This is a genomic window from Paenibacillus auburnensis, assembly GCF_927798115.1.
Taxonomy (GTDB): domain Bacteria; phylum Bacillota; class Bacilli; order Paenibacillales; family Paenibacillaceae; genus Paenibacillus_AQ; species Paenibacillus_AQ auburnensis.
On record NZ_CAKMMG010000013.1, the window covers coordinates 1 to 17,616 of the forward strand.

Annotated in this window: 11 protein-coding genes; 2 read left to right on the plus strand and 9 right to left on the minus strand. The window is 47.4% G+C overall.

All coding sequences use genetic code 11. The annotated features are described in order from the left end of the window. Positions 1-422 precede the first annotated feature (422 nt). From L6H70_RS26405 to L6H70_RS26420, 4 genes are read right to left on the minus strand one after another with little or no spacing between them, the layout of a single operon-like run. Entirely contained in the window at positions 423-854 is a 432-nt protein-coding gene (locus L6H70_RS26405) for a protein-tyrosine phosphatase family protein (RefSeq protein ID WP_236337217.1), read from the minus strand. 34 nt (positions 855-888) lie between these two features. Beyond that, positions 889-1,308 (minus strand): arsenate reductase (thioredoxin), encoded by a 420-nt coding sequence (gene arsC, locus L6H70_RS26410; protein WP_236337218.1) that lies wholly within the window; start codon positions 1,306-1,308, stop codon positions 889-891. Positions 1,309-1,329: 21 nt separating this feature from the next. Further along, complete coding sequence (locus L6H70_RS26415; protein ID WP_236337219.1) at positions 1,330-2,625, minus strand: arsenic transporter; 1,296 nt, start codon at positions 2,623-2,625, stop codon at positions 1,330-1,332. Positions 2,626-2,640: 15 nt separating this feature from the next. Next, positions 2,641-2,985 (minus strand): ArsR/SmtB family transcription factor, encoded by a 345-nt coding sequence (locus L6H70_RS26420; RefSeq protein WP_236337220.1) that lies wholly within the window; start codon positions 2,983-2,985, stop codon positions 2,641-2,643. Positions 2,986-3,116: 131 nt separating this feature from the next. On the opposite strand from L6H70_RS26420, the gene L6H70_RS26425 reads away from it, so the two are divergent. Both L6H70_RS26425 and L6H70_RS26430 read left to right on the plus strand, forming a co-directional pair. Next, the gene (locus tag L6H70_RS26425) at positions 3,117-3,566 is read left to right on the plus strand and encodes a MarR family winged helix-turn-helix transcriptional regulator (protein WP_236337221.1); all 450 of its coding nucleotides are present in this window, start codon (positions 3,117-3,119) and stop codon (positions 3,564-3,566) included. A gap of 37 nt (positions 3,567-3,603) precedes the next feature. Beyond that, on the plus strand, positions 3,604-4,125 hold the full coding sequence (locus L6H70_RS26430; protein ID WP_236337291.1) for an arsinothricin resistance N-acetyltransferase ArsN1 family A: 522 nt from the start codon (positions 3,604-3,606) through the stop codon (positions 4,123-4,125). 44 nt (positions 4,126-4,169) lie between these two features. Here L6H70_RS26430 and L6H70_RS26435 read toward each other — a convergent pair whose 3' ends face one another. From L6H70_RS26435 to L6H70_RS26455, 5 genes are all read right to left on the minus strand, one after another. After that, positions 4,170-11,537, minus strand: a complete 7,368-nt coding sequence (locus L6H70_RS26435; RefSeq protein WP_236337222.1) for a DUF5695 domain-containing protein — start codon at positions 11,535-11,537, stop codon at positions 4,170-4,172. A gap of 56 nt (positions 11,538-11,593) precedes the next feature. Next, positions 11,594-12,463, minus strand: coding sequence for a carbohydrate ABC transporter permease (locus L6H70_RS26440; RefSeq protein WP_236337223.1), 870 nt, complete (start codon positions 12,461-12,463; stop codon positions 11,594-11,596). Continuing rightward, positions 12,460-13,383 carry a carbohydrate ABC transporter permease gene (locus tag L6H70_RS26445; RefSeq protein ID WP_236337224.1) on the minus strand — a complete coding sequence of 308 codons (924 nt, stop codon included), beginning with the start codon at positions 13,381-13,383 and terminating at the stop codon, positions 12,460-12,462. Before L6H70_RS26445 ends, L6H70_RS26440 begins: the two co-directional genes overlap by 4 nt. 71 nt (positions 13,384-13,454) lie before the next feature. Further along, positions 13,455-14,846, minus strand: a complete 1,392-nt coding sequence (locus tag L6H70_RS26450; RefSeq protein ID WP_236337225.1) for an ABC transporter substrate-binding protein — start codon at positions 14,844-14,846, stop codon at positions 13,455-13,457. Between the two features lie 330 nt (positions 14,847-15,176). Further along, on the minus strand, positions 15,177-17,600 hold the full coding sequence (locus tag L6H70_RS26455) for a hypothetical protein (protein WP_236337226.1): 2,424 nt from the start codon (positions 17,598-17,600) through the stop codon (positions 15,177-15,179). Positions 17,601-17,616: the final 16 nt, after the last annotated feature.

The following is a 17,616-nucleotide window of genomic DNA, read 5'->3' on the forward strand; positions in this document are numbered from 1 at the left end:
CCGCCAGCGTTCGTCCTGAGCCAGGATCAAACTCTCCAAATTGGTATTTAGAAAGAGCGATTGCTCATTTTGAAACATCTGACGAGAATTTGCATTCTCAAGATGAATTTCTAAAGCGTACTAGACGCTGTAAAAATCATCAGTTTTGGATCTCACCGAAGTGATTTCCGATACTCACTCGTTGTTCAGTTTTCAAAGATCAAATTCTCTACTGTTTAGCCGCAACAAAAGCGACTAGATTAATAATATATCATGTTAATCAAGATAATGCAACTATAAATTTAAACTTCACTCAAAATACGATCCGCAGAATTCGCTGAATACAAATGAAGACAAGATATAGAGCCTAACTTTCCAAACGCGGAAAAGAATGAAAGACTATCTCCCACGGGAAATAGTCTTTCTCTAATGTATAAATTGAATTATTTAGACGGATAAAACCCTTGCAATACATCACGCATTTCCTGCTTGATATTAATATCCGGACGTTTTTCTTTTGCCAAAGCTTCTGCCTCTTCCACCGTTGAAGCCAAACCAAGCTCCAAGAGAACTCCCGTAGCTACCGTCCCTGTACGATTACGTCCACCCGCACAATGAAAATACACGGTTTTTCCGTTATTTACTGCTGCTGTAACCGCCTGAATCGCTGCTTGAACTGAATTCTCCTGGCCGCTCTCATCCTCTACAATCGGAAAATGATGACGCGTTACTTTAGCAGGGAAGCCTTCTGCCTCCGTACCGTTATCTCTTAAGTCAAACACATCCGAAATCTCCTGCTCTTGAAGAGCTTCAAGCAGTGCATTTTCTCCGCCAATATATACTTTACCTGGAATAAGCTCGTGATAATTCGCCATTATAGTTCTCCCCTATGTCTTTGTCGTACTTCAATTACTCTCCGGTTTCGGCAAAATGCTTAATGCGCTCGCCCACTTGGTCACGCACCCGCTGGAAGACAGCCCACTTCTCTTCATCCGTCCCTTGCGCTTTGGCAGGATCATCAAATCCCCAGTGCTCGCGTTTTACCTTTGGCGGTGTAATCGGACATTTATCAGCAGCATCTCCGCATAGTGTAATCACGAGGTCTGCATTATTAAGCAGCTGGGGATCAATAATATCAGAGGTTTGACCGGTGATATCAATACCCACTTCATTCATAGCCTGTACGGCTTTAGGGTTCAGACCGTGAGCTTCAATGCCTGCACTGTACACATTCCACTCGTCACTCAGATATTTTTTAGCCCAGCCTTCAGCCATTTGGCTCCGGCAGGAATTCCCTGTACACAAAAAGTAAATGCTTTTCTTATCCATGATTGATAATCTCCTTTGGTTTTAAAATAGGATCAAGGTTATATATAATCCGAGCAGTGTGATGAACAGCGTGGGAATCGTGAGAATAATACCTGTTTTGAAATACGTTCCCCAGGATATTTTCACCCCTTTGGTAGACAGCACATGGAGCCACAGCAAGGTGGCCAGTGAACCGATTGGTGTAATCTTCGGACCTAAATCAGAACCGATGACATTCGCATATATCAAAGCTTCCTTAATCAGTCCTGACGTATGCGTAGCATCAATAGCCAGAGCATCGATCATCACAGTAGGCAAGTTATTCATTATTGAAGAGAGCACAGCGGCAATAAAGCCCATCCCTATCGTTGCAGCGAACAGCCCCTGATCAGAAACAGCCTGAATCACATCAGCAAGGACATCCGTCAGCCCTGCATTGCGCAGACCATACACGACAACATACATTCCAATGGAAAAGAATACAATTGCCCAAGGCGCCCCCTTCACCACTTCCATCGTAGGAACGTAAGGGCTTCTTCTTGCCATCAGCAGGAAAAAGATTGCGATAACCCCGGCCACCACGGATACCGGAATGTTCAGGAACTCACTAATGAAGTATCCAACCAGCAGAACCGCCAGTACCCACCAGGATAGCTTGAACATTTTCTTATCTTTGATTGCTTCTTGCGGATTTTTCAGCTCCGAGCTGTCATATTTAACAGGGATGCTTTTTCGGAAAAAGAAGTACAGCACCAGAATACTTGCCCCCAAGGAAAACAAAGTAGGCATTAGCATCCGGCCAGCGTATTCCATAAAGGTGACCCCGAAAAAGTCCGCCGATACGATATTAACCAGATTGCTTACAACCAGCGGCAAAGACGTAGTATCTGCAATGAACCCGCTGGCAATGATGAACGGAAAGACTTTTTTCTCATCAAAATTGAGTGCACGGACCATCGCCAGCACAATCGGAGTTAAGATGAGCGCCGCACCGTCATTGGCAAAAAACGCGGATACAATGGCCCCAAGAATGGCGACATAGACAAACATCCGGGTTCCGTTGCCTCGGGCAGCTATGGCCATATGTAAGGCAGCCCACTCGAAGAAACCAATTTTATCAAGGATCAAAGAGATCAGAATAATTGCTACAAAGGCCAGAGTGGCATTCCACACAATCAAGGTGACATCTTTAACATCGGCAAAGCTGACAACACCCGCAAGCAAAGCGATGATTGCCCCACCGCAGGCTGACCAGCCAATGGACAAATTCCGGGGCTGCCAAATGACAAATATTAAGGTAACAACAAAAATGAAACTTGCTAAAAATACCGAAACCAATCCGCTAACCTCCATTTAATCACATGAAATTCTTAAACCTTTCTTTTCGAGCTCTTCCAATTGATGATCTTGTGAAGGAACGAAGGCTATCAGATTCTGAATCAGTTCATGCTGGACGCTGTTTGGATTGACCGAGTAAAAAATCCACTGGCCTTTCCGGTTCTCTTTTACCAGGCCTGCATCTTTTAATTTCCGCAAATGCTGGCTTACGGATGGCTGACTCATTTTAAAAATCTCAACCAGCTCGCATACACAGCATTCCCGCTTTTCCAGAAGCTTCATCATCGTTAGTCTGGTTTTATCACCCAGAAGCTTTAATATCTGCGAGACTTCATCTAACTCATCCATATTTAAGCTCATCTTCAGTCCCCCTTTCACCCCATCAGTATATAACTATACGCTTATATGATCAAGCTGGAATATGCTTCTTATAATTAACTTGCATTTTGCAACCTTTATATTTATAACTTAACTATGAGGTGGAAATACAAATGGAAACACCACGGGAATTATTTCAAATTATGACCCGCCGTTTAGGATTACTGAATAAAGACTGCTGCAGCGTAGGCGGATGTAATCTCTCCACGACCCAGAGCCATCTGCTCTATGAAATCGGCCGGAGCCAGAGTCCCTCCATGCAGCAGATCGCTGAAACACTTGGAACCGACATTACTACTTTTAGCCGGCAGGTACAGTCCTTGATCAAAATGAATCTGGTTAAAAAAACGCCTGATAAGGCTGATCGAAGAATCTATACCCTGTCTCTTACCCCCGAAGGGCAAACGGCCGCTGCCACAATTGATCAACAGATGAATGAGTATCTGAATGAAGCTTTTTCGAACATGAGTGAATTGGAAGTAGAAACTTTACTGCGATCCATTAAGCTGTTCAACGAAGCTATGGGGAAATCCAGCAATTGCTGCGCACCTGTAAAAGGCTGATTTCTCTTAGTAATTTTCCAGGAGGAGTATTAGGATGATGGAGACACTTACTGTTCGGCACGCAACTTTAGAGGATACGGAAAGTATCCTTCGCATCTATAATCAGGGCATTGAGGACCGGATTGCTACACTTGAGACCGAAACGAAAGATTCCTCCTATATGGAAGCATGGTTCCATGATCACCAGGGACGTTTTAGCGTTCTAGTGGCTGAAAAAGAAGGGAAGGTGATCGGCTGGGCCTCCCTTAATCCCTACTCCCACCGCTGCGCTTATAAAGGAGTGGCTGACCTCTCTGTCTACATTGACCGTAACTATCGCGGACAGGGTGTAGGCAGCACTCTCTTGGATGCCTTAGAAAAGGCAGCAAAAGAACAGGAGTTTTATAAAATCGTTCTCTTTACTTTCCCTTTCAATCAAGGGGGCCAGGGACTATATCAGAAAATGGGTTACCGTCAGGTTGGAGTATTTGAAAAGCAGGGTGTTATGGATGGGGAATTGATTGACGTGATGATTATGGAGAAATTACTGTCCGCTGAATCTAAGTCCGTTAACTTATAATATAGACACAGGGACAACCGGCTGGAATCGGTTGTCCCTGTGTATTATTGCTGTAAGAAAATCTTATACAGAACCTGAGCCGCTTCTGCTCTGGTTGTCGTCCCGCCAGGACTTAGGCTGACATTGCCCCGCCCGTTAACGAAGCCCATCTTAACCATTGCAGCCATATCATCGGATGCGTATTTTGCTACTATTGAGGCATCTGTAAATTTCTTGAGATCCTCAGCTGAACCGGTCTGCAAGACTTTGCCGGCTGCCCGCAAGGCCCGCATGGTCAGCACCGCCATATCCTGTCTTGTAATCTCCGCTTCTGCATTAAAACTGCCCTTCGAGCCCAGCGCGATTCCAAGAGCTTTGGCGATTCCGATCTCGTCATAATAGGGGTTAGTATTCTCAATATCACTGAAGTTAGTATTGAATTCTGCTGAAAGCTCCAGTGTTCTTACCAGCCACGCCAGATACTCACTTCTTGTAATTTTGTTGCCGGGATTGAAGCTTGTAGCTGATGTACCGTCGATAAAGCCTTTGGAGGCCATCGTTTCAACCGCTGCCGAATACCATGAATCCTTAGATACATCACTGAAGCTCTTCTTGGTGTAAACAACTGCATATTGGCCGGTATTCATCGCGGTAAATACCATTCCTTGTTGAGCAGCATCGTATCCGGCATTTTTGATCTGAACGGGTTTGCCGTTTGCATCCATATGCCAAACAACAAGGTATTGAGAGTTGGCCAGCTCATCCGCTGCAGGAGTATAAGGTATTTTAATTTCTGCCGGTGCATTCAGGTTATTTACTGCTGCTGCCAATCCATCCATCTGGACAGTCAATTCAATAACAGGTCTGCTGCCGATCATCGCTTTTGTGTCAGGATTAAGCTTTGAAGTATCGGTCCGGCCGATTATCAATTGAACACTTTTCGCACCCGTTGTTGCGGTCATCAGCATATTGGAAGGTACTGTTATTGTACCGATTTCAGTAACAACTTCCACTTTAATATTGGCTTTATCCGAAGTTAGCGCAGTTACTGGAAGCTCCACCGCATAGGCACTTGCTCCCTCCGCTTTTGGAATTTCCACTCTGACAGTCTTGACATTACCGCTGTCTGCTTGCGCCTTTTCCAGCGCTTTATTGATGTCCTCCTGACGGATTGGTGCTGCTTTGGCTATGCCGGTTTTTGTATCCGCCTTCGGCACTTCAACCTTAATCGTATGCCCTTCAACTTTGACGCTTACAGGAGCCAGCGTTGATACTGGAGTAGGCAACGGTGTAGGTGTAGAGGTTGGATCCGGTGTTGCAGTCGGCGTTGCAGTCGGCGTTGCAGTTGGTGCAGGTGCCGCAGGCGTACCGCTTACTTGAACACCTGCGGAAAGATGGCCTGCCTGATCAGCCGTCTGCAGAGTGAATGTATAGTTCTTTCCGTTGGTTAGCCCGGTAAGGGTTGCACTGCTGCTTCCCCCGCCGATATTTTGTGTAGTGATCCCTGCTCCTGTTACAACGACATGGTCAAAGCCTTCATATGACGGATTCCTCCATGTAATGGTTAATTGTCCATCACCAGCTGTCACTATTGCTCCGCTCACTTCTTCAAGCTTTGGACCACCCGGGTCAACAACCGGACCATCAGGGACCACGATAATGATAGCAGGGCTGGGATTGCTGGTAGCTGTCTCTGCATACCGGAGCTCATAACTGCCGGCCTCCAGACCTTCAATACTAGTTCCGCTGACCGGAAGGTACATGCCTCCATCTACCTTCCGGTACTCCATATCGGCAGTCACATTTTCAATCTTTCCGTCGTTTCCGCCTGCTGCTGCAGGTGGCGTGATAACCAGGCCATCCGCTACTGGGGCCTCTCTGTCTTCCTTAGCTTCATTACGAATCTCCACAGTTACCGGCGGGCTTGCCTGGAGCCCCTCTACTGCTGCATACCGGATTTGATAGCTGCCGGGTTCCAGATTATCGATTCTTGTACCGGTTACAGGCGCATAGTTCTCATCACCCAGCTTCCGGTATTCCATAGTGTCATTTACGCCTTCAATAATCCCCTTTGTCCCGGTGTCCGAATTGGCGTGCGAGATCACCCATTGGCTTGAATCCGGTGCCGCCTGCTCCTGTGTCTGCCCTTCCGGAATGATAACTTCCTTATCCAGGCTGGCACTAAGTGAACCGTCCCCCATATACCGGACATAATACTTGCCGGCGGTCAGACCTGTAACCTCGGTTCCTGTGATTGCAGTGTATTCTTCCGTTCCTTCCTTCCTGTACTCCATTTCCTTTGTCACTCCGGTTAACTTACCATCGGCTCCATGAAGGGTTGCCGGTGCAACCCCGGCCGGAGTTACCGGTGCCGGCCGGACCGGATTGGATGCGGCATGGACAACTTCCCATTCCCATATGCCAACACCGTTGTCGCCTGCCGGTGATTGCTTCGTCATGGTAACCCGCAGCGCCTTAACCTCCAGCGCTGAATCAAATGTATACGAGTTCGAGGATTCCGCCGGATTATGGTCAACTACCTTGATGCCTTCAGTTACAGTACCCGCTGTTACCCATTCATTGGTAACGCTATTGATTGGAATGTAGGAATATACATATTTGGTAGGCGGCATGATACCGCCGCCATCAGACCACAGCACCAGATTTGAGCTCTGAATGGCAGCACCCTGCGGCCATTCATATTGCACCCATTCCTCTGCACCTTCATGGCCCCATGTTCCCCAATGCGGGATGTTTCCGCTATCCTTCTTCCCGTCATTTACCGCTGACAGACTCTCCCAAGGTGAGGTGTAGCTGGAAGATGTATTCGCCAGAAATGCCATATTCTTATCACGCGGACTCAGCAGAGTCAAATCACTCAGCAGCTTCTCAAGCGCCCGGGTAATTTCTTCGTCTGTGGCATTCATATTCTTGATCACAGCGGAAGCTTCCGCCTTCGCAGCATCGATCGGTGCCAGACCCGGATCTAAAAAGTTCGAAGCATTTAGTGTATTTACATAGTTATACACTTTGACCAGCTCTGACTTATCTACCGCGCCTGTATATCCGTATACCTTCCATTCCAGAATACCGCAGCCATTAACAGAAGGCTTCATGTCGATACGGACGCCTGTAATATATGCAGGCTCGAAGGTGGTTGTATTGTATTTATTAAGTTCATTGCCAAGTCCCTTCAAGGCTCGCGGGGTATACCATTTCCCGTCCTCACTGCGGAGCATAAGCTGCATATCCTTCGGACGGAAGTTCCCTCCGCCGTCCTGGAAGACATAGACATCCATGGAAGAGGCCAGGAAGGGCTGATCCCATTCATAGGTGACCCATGCCGGATCTCCTTCTCTTCCCCAGTTATGCCATGCGCTGTTTGCTGCACCGCGGTTCGGCGAGAAATCCGCCGAGCTTTTGGGTTCGATGCCATTATTCATCGCCTCTGGATACCCGTCGCCGCCGGAGAAGCTGGCAGACGCTTTGGCTGTCGGCGCAGCATTTTGCAGTCCTGTATTCACGACATATACGGTGGTCCGAACCTCCAGATCACTGCCTTTGACTAGACCTTTGGCTTCGAATTCACCTGTATTTGTATAGCTGCCCGGATCAATGGCCTCCCAGACAATTTCCCCTGCGCTATATCCGTCATCGGATAGAATATTCACTACTCCGGGAAGTACCGGGGCCGTACCCTTCTTGGTCACTACGCTGAGTGCCCGGTAGGTATCAACGGTGTCTTCCTTGATCTCAATCGTTACATCCTTGCTCGCCATCTTATCTTCGTCTGCCGCGGTGAAGGTAAATACATAAGTGCCTGCCTTGCTTACACGCGCATAGGCTGCTGCTTTGTCGCCGTCTACCAAAGAGATGTCCCCTGCGCCATCTTGCTTTTGCTTAACGGCCCATGTATAAGTCAACTTAGGCTCTTCTGCCGCACTGTACACAGGATCAGGAGTTGCCTCGCCCGACAATACCACAATACTGTTATTGGCAGTATCCTGGGCCGCAGTCACTTGGCCGATGACCGGCGGCTGCTTTTCCGGGGGGGCGGCCAGCTGGAAGGTTACCAGGCCGGAGCCGGTTTTCTGCCCGTCACTCGCGCTGAGCTTAACCGTATAGGAGCCCTCTTTTGTCCCGGTAGCCTGTGTAATGCTTGCGTTCGGATGATTGAAGCTCAGCTTCCCGCCTTCCGGAGTGCTGACAACCTCCCATTTGTAGGTCAGCATCCCCTCCGGTGCACCGTCATCGGTCACAATACCATTCAGCATGAACGGAACCAGTGCCTGCGGATTTTGGGTTGCCGTCTCTGCCGTAATCTGCGGCGCTTCATTTTCACCGGCAGCTGACTTTTGAATGGTCAATTCAGCACTCTTCGCACTGTCCATTTGGAACATAGCCACGCCTTTATTGTTCTTTACATAGAACTGTCCGGCAGCTTCATCATTCAGCTTGATGTTATAATAGCCGTTCTCCATGCCCGCCCCGTCAAAAGTAATCCGGGAAGCATGCTCTTTCTGGGCAGAATTCAGAAGCTGCAGGGTAAAGCCCTTGCCGTCCTTTTGAATTTGCGCGCTTTCAATTTTATCGCTTTCCAGTTCCAGGTAGATTTTCTCGCCGATCAGATTGATCCGCTTGCCGAAACCGTCTTTTGGCGTAATGTGGTAGCTGCCGCCTCCATCAGTGACCACGGCGCCATATCCGAACAGCCCGAATACCGGATCTGTGACAATATCGGAACTGATACTGAGCAAGGAACCATAGAGGCCTTCCTCCGATTCACCGGAGAAATCATTCCAGCCGTTGTGCATAACGCGGGAGCCCCCGTCGTATACATCCTTGGTGCCAGTTCCTCCTTTATACATAGAATATCTCCAGGAGGTACTGCCTACAGAATTTGCTGTGATCTGCCCCATATTGACGGCATTGAAGTTCGAAATCTTCGCCGCATAGTTGCGCTGCTGCGCGATTGCGGTTTGCTCCAAGGACCTGTCATCCTCCTCATAGCGGAGCCAGTCATCCATAATGTATCCTGCTAAAGACGCTGTATATTGAAAATTCCACCAGCCTTCACCGCCACGGAAGACCGGCACAGAGTAATGGAACCAGGTAGGCTGAATACCGCGCATGGCACGGGTTTTCCAGTCTGCCATTTCCATACTTTTCTCGGCCGCACCTGCACGCCCGTCTTCAGGATAGTAAGTCCGCAGTGCCTTGGCTGCTGCATAGGCCCCTTCCTCACCGGTATTATCGTATTCAAATTCCGAACCGTAAGGATAACTGGCATAAGTTATATTCCGTCCCTTGTCTAGGGCGAATTTCTGCTGCAGATTCGCCGATTCGGCCTGCATTCCCTCTTCTTTCAGGGCTTCAATCATATCCGGGATCTGCTGTTCACCATAGAATCCGATGGCTCCGCTGGAGACACGGTTATAGTAGATGTTATAAGCCTTCTCCAGATAGAACTGCGGCGATTCCCGGTACTCTATCAGATTGGGATATGCTTTCTGGATCCGATACATGTTGAAAAATCCGGTAGCTTCCATGATCTCAGAGAATGCCCGCGTATAGGGCTTGTCTTTATCTGTGAATGACCCGGAATCTTTGAGCCAGTTCGCAACCATATAACTATCCTGCGTATTCTTCATGAACCGTTCCCACATAAAGTCGATCAGGTAAGTCTCAATGGAGCGGATTTCATCCGGATTTGGAGCAAGATAGTTCTTCATTGTCATGAAGTTGATGTTATCGTGGCTCCAGTCATCTCCCCAGTGGCTTGTGTTATGATCGATGCCGCTTGTAAGATACCAGTCAAAATAGTTGCCGTAAGTAGGACTTTCCGGGTCCTTGTCTTGTGTTTGCGAGGCCATAAATTGAGAATGCGCTTCGGATGTGGTATCCAGTTCGGCCAGAACATTGAATTCAAACTGGGTAAATTTATCGACCCATTCATTGCCGGACTTCAGCTTATATTGCACACGAACGCTGTTATTGCCGATAGAGCCAAACTGAAGCGAATAGATATGATGCTGTTCCCCGTTGACCATCTTGGTCTCCACAAACTTATACGATTCTGTGTAGTCCGAATTGCTGTCCGGAAGCCCTCGGCCGGCACGGGAATTGTCGACCATATCCTCCCTTTCCTTGCCGGGCTTGATATTCGGAATATGTGCTTCGTCAAACGGATCATTCTCACCGACATTCTGGATATCGATCGACTGTACGTCAACGATACTGTCGTCATAGTGAAGATCCAGCTTTACAGGCATATTGATGGCTGTCTGGAAGCCTGGCAGCGCTACGGCATCTATCATGCCTGATTTGTATAGGATGGACCGGAGGTTCTTCTCCCGGTCTTCCATAGAAGTTGAACTGTTATTCGGACTTTGGGCATTGTCCTGCGGCGTGTTGTCCCCTGCACGTACCGCTGAGAATTTGAACTTGTACGTCTTTTCCTCATCCGGTCCGAGCACCAGGCTGGAAGCATCGGTAAAGTATCCGCGGCCGGTTTTCTGTATGTCTTTGGAGTGGATATACAGAACATTCAGCCCCGGATACCAGCCGCCGCTGTCCCCCGTCCAGTTCGAGAAGGTATTCGCAGAACGCTGTTCTCCTTCTTCATGCATCCAATAATCAACATATTCGATACGCGCGCCGCTTTCCGGCACCGGGGTAAACAGCATGAAATTCCCTTCACCGCTGGTACGGATAGCATAGGAATAACCACTGTCGGCACCGGCAAAATTATGCACAGTCACCCGGTCATCATAGGTGTCCGATAATGTCTGATATTTATTATTCCAAGGCATAGGCAGGCCGATATCACCGAATTCAATATACTCCTTGCTTTTGTTCTTTACGGTAATTTCCCACAGCATTGAACCGTCGTTTGTCTCCATATCAAATACAGACTTTACGTCAAAACCCTTCATGACCCGCTCGGCCGTAGAGTCCAGGTTCTGTCCGATATAATTGACTTCTACCTTTTTCCCGTCGGATGAAGCCGTTTTGTTTATAAAGGGGTTATCCGGATTGATGGTCGAATACCCGGTGGATCCCCCGGCTGCCAGTGTTTTATTGGTATCCACTTCAACAAAGCCCTCCCTGTTGTCAGGGAATTGTTCGCTGGCACCGGTACGGTAAGAAAAGATCATTTCACCCATCCACTGGTGCTGGATGCCGTTCTGCGGCGATGTAGTATTGGGCAGAACAAAATTGATTGGTTCATCCTGTTTATTGACAGGATTATTATTAATATATAATTCTTCGATCTGTCCCAGCTCACCGACTTTGGCGGAAAGGCTGGCATTGGAGATATCATTCTTTACTGCGGCCGTCAAGGGCGCTGCGCTGACCCCCAGAGGCAGCGTCTGAAATACCAGCAGCATTGAGATCGTAAGCGGCCTCAATTTCTTTAAAATCATGGTCATCATAACCTCCTGTATACATGTAGTCTTATCAATGTTCTTAGTACAAGGGGAACGATCTAATTCTTTAAGCCGGTAAGGGTAATACCCTCTACAAAATACCTTTGACCAATCAGATAGAAAATGACGCCTGGTGCAAAGGACAGGCATGTTGCCGCCATCGTCAACGACCAGTCGCTTTTTAGCTGGCCTCTAAAATTGGTAAGTCCAAGGGCTATCGTATATTTATCGCTAGAATTAATGTAAATCATCTGTTGAAGCAGATCATTCCATAGCCCGATGAAGATAAACAACGCAACGACGATCATAGCCGGCCTTATAGCTGGCATGATAATGCTGAACAGAATACGGAAATAACCGGCACCGTCAATGGTTGCTGCCTGATCAAGCTCCCGCGGGATGGACATAATAAACTGGCGGATCAGAAAGATATTGAACGCACCGCCCCCGCAGAAATACGGCAGAATCAAAGGCCAGTAGCTGTCATTGAAGCCCAGACCCCGCGTCCAGCCGATATACAGCGGAATTAGTGTAACCATGGCAGGCAGCAGCATGGACCCTACGCATAGTGCCCAGATTAGGCTTTTTCCGTGAAAGCGCAGCCTTGCAAAAGCATAACCGCACAACGTAGCCGTAAATGTACCTGCCAGGCAGGAAGGGACGATAATCACCATGGTGTTCCATAAGTACTTCCAGAATTTAAATACCTTCAGCGTCTTCTCATAATTGGAAAATAGCCAATGGTCCGGTATTAGCGAGGGCGGATATTTGTAAATCTCAGCATTCGTCATCAGCGAGGTGCGAAAAATCCACCAAATCGGGAAAATGGCCAGGATGGCAAATAAAACGACGACGACAAAAGTTATAAGGTTCATTGTTCTGTTTCTGCGTTTCTTGCTTCTTAGCCTGCCGTATGCTGCCACGCTCATTTGTCGTCGCCTCCTTCATTGTAGATCCACCGGCCCGACGTCCTAAATAACAACGTAGTAAAGACAGCCAGTATAGCAAAAATAATCAGGGTCGTTGCGCAGGCATAACCTAATTTGTAATTTACAAATGCCTGGTCATACATCAGATAAGTTAAAAACCGAGAAGAGTTGCCCGGGCCGCCATTGGTTAACGCAAGCGCCGGTGTTACGACTTGAAGGTTGGCAATCAGACTCATCAGCAGGTTATAAAAAATAATCGGGGTCATACATGGCAGGGTGATGTGGCGAAAGCGTTTCCAGCCACCAGCGCCATCCACTTCCGCTGCTTCATGGTATACAGCCGGAACGTTCTGCAGCCCCGCCAAAAAGATAACAATCAGATTCCCCGCCAGCCAAACCGAAATCATCGAGAGGGAAGGAACCACAAAGCTGGAATCAGCGATAAACAGAATTTTTTTCAGTCCCAGTTCAGAGAGGACGTAGTTAAAGAATCCGAAGTTCCCCTCGTAAAGCCACGACCATCCTACGTAGATTGCTGCAGCAGGCAGCACATACGGCACATAAAACACGGCTCTAAAAAAACCTCTCGCCGGAATTTTACGGTTCAGCAGCAGCGCAATAAATAAGGAATAAATCATGCTTCCGGCTACAGACAGAGCCGCGTAGTAGATCGTCGAGATGATGGAGTCCTTAATGTAAGGATCGGTAGTAAAGATTTTGATGTAATTATCAAAGCCTATGAACACGGGGCTTTTTAATCCGGTCCAATTCGTCAAGCTGATTCCCAGCACCCCGACAAGGGGCAAGTACGTCAGAAAGATTAAGCCTAGAAAAGCAGGAATCAAACATATATAAGCAACGCGTGCCTCGGCTGAAAAAATTCGGGAACGCCGCTTTTGCTGTTTATTAATGGTTTCCATACTTCGCTCCCCACCTCATGTTTAGAGGATAACCGCCGCTTGTAGAGTGTCAGCGGTCATCCCCCTGTCTGTTATTGGTTGCCTGTATGAGCCGCCTTCAAAGCATCAAGATTTTTGGAGATAGCATCCTTGGCGGTAGTCTTACCGGTCCAGACATCCCCCAGTATCGACCCGAGTAACGTGTTGAAGTCCGTTGTATAGTTCGTATAGAACCATGCTGCAGGTTTGGCGGCAGAGGATTGCGCATAATCAACAACGGCAGACTTGTATTCGTCATACGGAGGGAAGTTTGGATTCTCAACCCATTTACGGGTGAGCGTTTCATCCTTATACCATTTATCCAGAGTCGGCATCCAAATGCCCGATGAGATCAGATCCCAGTTGTTTTCTTCGGAGTTATACCATTTCAGCCATTCCATAGCCTCTTTGGGGTGTTTGGTCTGGGAAAAGACAACATTGGCGCCGCCTGTACTGATGGTAACTTTATCCTTCATGTAGGGCAGTACAGCTACGCCGTATTTCAATCCTTCTTCTTTTGCCGTGTTCAGACTGGTTCCTACATTCCATTGACCATTTGTAGCCATAGCGACAGTACCTGCAATAATGGTGCGCTGAATCCCATCATCGGTCTGTCCGACGGACAGCGGGGCAACATGATCCTTCAAGTACAGATCAGCAACCCGCTGAATCGCTTCAACACTGGCGTCATCCCCAACCTTAACCTCAGTACCATCTTCGGAATAGAACCCTCCGCCGTTGCTGAGTGCCCAAGTTTCCAGCTGCCACGGAAGGTTCTCGACAGAGGCGCCATACTGGACGATGCTCTGTGAATCAAAGCCATCCTCGCCGGGATGCTTGCCGTTCTTGTCATTAGTCAGTTTTTTGGCGGTTTCTACGAATTGATCCCATGTCCATGCCTGATCCAGGGCAGCCGGAGGATACGGTACTTTCGCTTTATCAAACATGTCCTTGTTGTAATAGAGCAGGAGAATTTCATTGGCAGCAGCATAAGCAACGGTTTTTCCCTTATATTTGTAGGCCAGGCTATCCAGTGGCTTGCTGTCGCTTCCCTCGTACATGGCGCTTACATCGTTCAGCATGCCTTCCGAGGACCATTGAATAACTCCATCCTCTTTAAGCATCCCTGTATCCGGCAACTGGCCGGCTGTTGCAAGCGTATTTAGCTTTGTCATGTAGTTCTCCCAGGGAATCGCCTGCACTTCCACCTCGATTTTATCCTGGGAAGCATTGAACCGGTCCGCCACTGCCTGAGTTGTATTTCCTTCAGCCGCACTTCCCCACATGGAGTAAACAATCTTGACCTTTTCAGAAGACGTTCCAGGTGTTTTGGCAGGCTCTGATCCAGGTGATGCAGTATTTGTCTCATTGTCCCCGCATCCAGCAGCACTCATTACCAATGCAGCGAGGATAAGACCTGCCCCAAGTTTCTTTCCTGTTTTCATTGCTTCTGATCTCCCTTCGAAATTAGCTTGAATTTGTATGTCTATCCATTTAACCCGGCCTTCAAGTTAAACGTTTAGCATAGAGTCAAAAAGAATTTCCTTAAAAGTGATCTTTCCAGGACATGTGCCGCGATATGAACAACCTTACGTTGTTTATCTCCTGTTCCTTACAGACACTCACTTCGGAAGCGCTTACTTTATTATATCATCCCTAGTTTAGATTGAAAAATGATTATTCCAACCTTTATTTATGAATTTTCAATCACTGCATTTAAGTAAAACGTTTAAAGACAATGTAAAAGGTAACGCTCGTCAGCTATTCGGATTCTCCTAGTTAACTCTTGAGTGCTGTTCTTCAAACTTACCATCGATAAACAGCACACTCTTAACGTTTTCGCCTGTCGTTGAGACGAATGACAGCCCTTTTTCCAACATCACATATCTGGCTGGATAAGCAGCATAACTGGTAATCTCCCAGCCCCGTTCTGCCGGCTCGATCAGACCATTTACACACCGCAGCTCCCCTTCGCTATCTGTATAGAGATAGGTTGTTGAACCAAAACCGAGCAGATACGCGACCAGTTCTTCGCCCATATCCCAGTCATCCCCTTCAATATTGGAGAAAAGACTGCTGAATAACGGATCACTCGACTTTTTGAAAATGGATTGGCCAAAGCGGTTTCGGGAAAGCTCCGGCATATTTAAATTCGGGGCTGCTATGCTATACGTAGAAGCTGCCTCACCCGGCTTTAGTCTGCGTGTTGTTGAATACACATTCCAATCGTAGCAGTTAAACATAGCCATTGTTGCCCGGTAACCGGCCTCCAGCAGTCGTGTATCTCCAATTACTTCATAAGAAGACCGGGCAGCCCCTGCGACTAATCCCCCCCATAACGAGTGCGTCATAAAGGATAATGCTTCCCACCAGCGGTCCGGGGCATTCGCTCTATAATCGTTGCTATACCCGATATTGGCAATCATCAGCGGGGCATATATTTCTGCTTCAGCAGTTAACCCAGCCAGGCACAACGCCTCAAAAGTAAGCCCAAAACCGGCATTATCATAGAAATGCTCCGTCACCGCCCCCTGATATCCTTGGGCACCCTGCTGCAATCCCCTTACAAGCTCTAACCATAGCTGATTAAGCTTATTGTACCAATAGGTTAACGCTCTCTTATTCAGATCCTCTAATAAGTCCGCAATATAAAGAATGAATACCCCTACAAGCTTAGATTCTTCCTTCTCACGTTTATTCCGGTGACACGCCGGATCCAGCCTCATACACATGACTTGGGCAGCCCAGGTTAAATACATTTCCGGACTTCCGTTATATAAATATGATTTATCAAATTTGGACAACAAATAATACACATGGCCGATATAATCAAAATCGTAGATACGGTAAAAAGACCCGTAGAGCGGTTTGGGAAGCATAAAATCCCCATTCTCAAACCAATGCTGTCTTAGATCAAAGTAGGCAGAGAGTTCAACCTTTCTGACTTGTGCCGGTACAGGAGGGGATAAAAGATTCTTCATCAGGATAAATGATAATTTGCCAAGCGATTCTCCTTGATTGGATAAGGGCAATACCGAATAGGGCCGGGTTACTGAGGCTGTATTGAAGCTGTTGTTACACAACCATTCCGCTCGTTCCTCAAGGATCTTATGAACAGGTTCAAGGACATTGCCGACTAGTACATCACATTTTCCGTTATTGAGCTCAGCAACCAGCTTTATTTCCCCGGCTGACTTCAGCGGCAGAACCGCGCGTAACCGTTTTGATTTTGCTTCAGAACGAATTTTGAATTCATTGGTAATATCCGTTTCTTTAACCGTTCCCATTTCATCTGTTACGCTATACATTTTAACCGACTGCAGAGCTTCCTGTTCCGGCATCTCTACTTCAGCAATAAACTTCCCCTCTGTAGTAGTAACGAACGAATAGTTCCAGTGGGGATGTCCGTATTCTTTTGCTTTTTGATAAAAATCCTCTTGGTCCTTAAAGGTTGTAAAAATAAATGACCATTCTCTTTCTTCTGAAGGTTCTAAGGTAACAGGTGCGTAGTCGCCGTAGATCCAATCACTGTCTGCGGAGTGCTCCAGAGAACTTCCATCCTCGACAAAAGACAACCGGTGGTACAGCATTCCATCCAGTGATGGGGAGACCTGTTCCAGAAAACGATTTACATAACTGCAATACGTGCCAAAAGCGGCTACACGTTCCCCGGTGCTGTATATAGCAAGATGAGGAGCCTCATTACTTCTGCGCACCGCTGCAAATTTGCTGAAATCCCCGCCTAAATGCGGAAATACCGCGCAGGAATGCTTGATATTCCTCAAGACATCATGATCACGGAACATAATATATGCCAGAGAAAACCAGCTGTGAAATCCATTGATTCTTACAGCTTGAGCAGAAGGATTTGAACACCGGATCTTCCATTTCCATTCCCCGCTGTTGTTCAGCAGATATTCATATTGGACTTTAAGTTTATCATGCGCAAAAGTTACAGTAGCCATATCATCTACGACTTGAATATCCGGTTTCAGGTTAGCGCTTTCAATCTGCTCATCATCCACAACAGCATGCCACTGTCCAAAATGCTTATCCTCGTTAGCGTAACCGGCCTCTTGCTCATACTTAGAATCAATTACCCAGTTCATCCTTGCTGGATCATCTGCCATGAATAAGGATTCGACCGTTCCCCGGGAAGAGAGATACACTTCAAAAGTATCATTACGAAGCAGTCTCAAGTTATCACTCCTTATG

Coding starts and splice junctions, on each gene's coding strand:
- L6H70_RS26405 (WP_236337217.1), bottom strand. CDS start 854: ATGGCGAATTATCACGAGCTTATTCCAGGTAAAGTATATATTGGCGGA.
- arsC (WP_236337218.1), bottom strand. CDS start 1,308: ATGGATAAGAAAAGCATTTACTTTTTGTGTACAGGGAATTCCTGCCGG.
- L6H70_RS26420 (WP_236337220.1), bottom strand. CDS start 2,985: ATGAGCTTAAATATGGATGAGTTAGATGAAGTCTCGCAGATATTAAAG.
- L6H70_RS26425 (WP_236337221.1), top strand. CDS start 3,117: ATGGAAACACCACGGGAATTATTTCAAATTATGACCCGCCGTTTAGGA.
- L6H70_RS26430 (WP_236337291.1), top strand. CDS start 3,604: ATGGAGACACTTACTGTTCGGCACGCAACTTTAGAGGATACGGAAAGT.
- L6H70_RS26435 (WP_236337222.1), bottom strand. CDS start 11,537: ATGACCATGATTTTAAAGAAATTGAGGCCGCTTACGATCTCAATGCTG.
- L6H70_RS26440 (WP_236337223.1), bottom strand. CDS start 12,463: ATGAGCGTGGCAGCATACGGCAGGCTAAGAAGCAAGAAACGCAGAAAC.
- L6H70_RS26445 (WP_236337224.1), bottom strand. CDS start 13,383: ATGGAAACCATTAATAAACAGCAAAAGCGGCGTTCCCGAATTTTTTCA.
- L6H70_RS26450 (WP_236337225.1), bottom strand. CDS start 14,846: ATGAAAACAGGAAAGAAACTTGGGGCAGGTCTTATCCTCGCTGCATTG.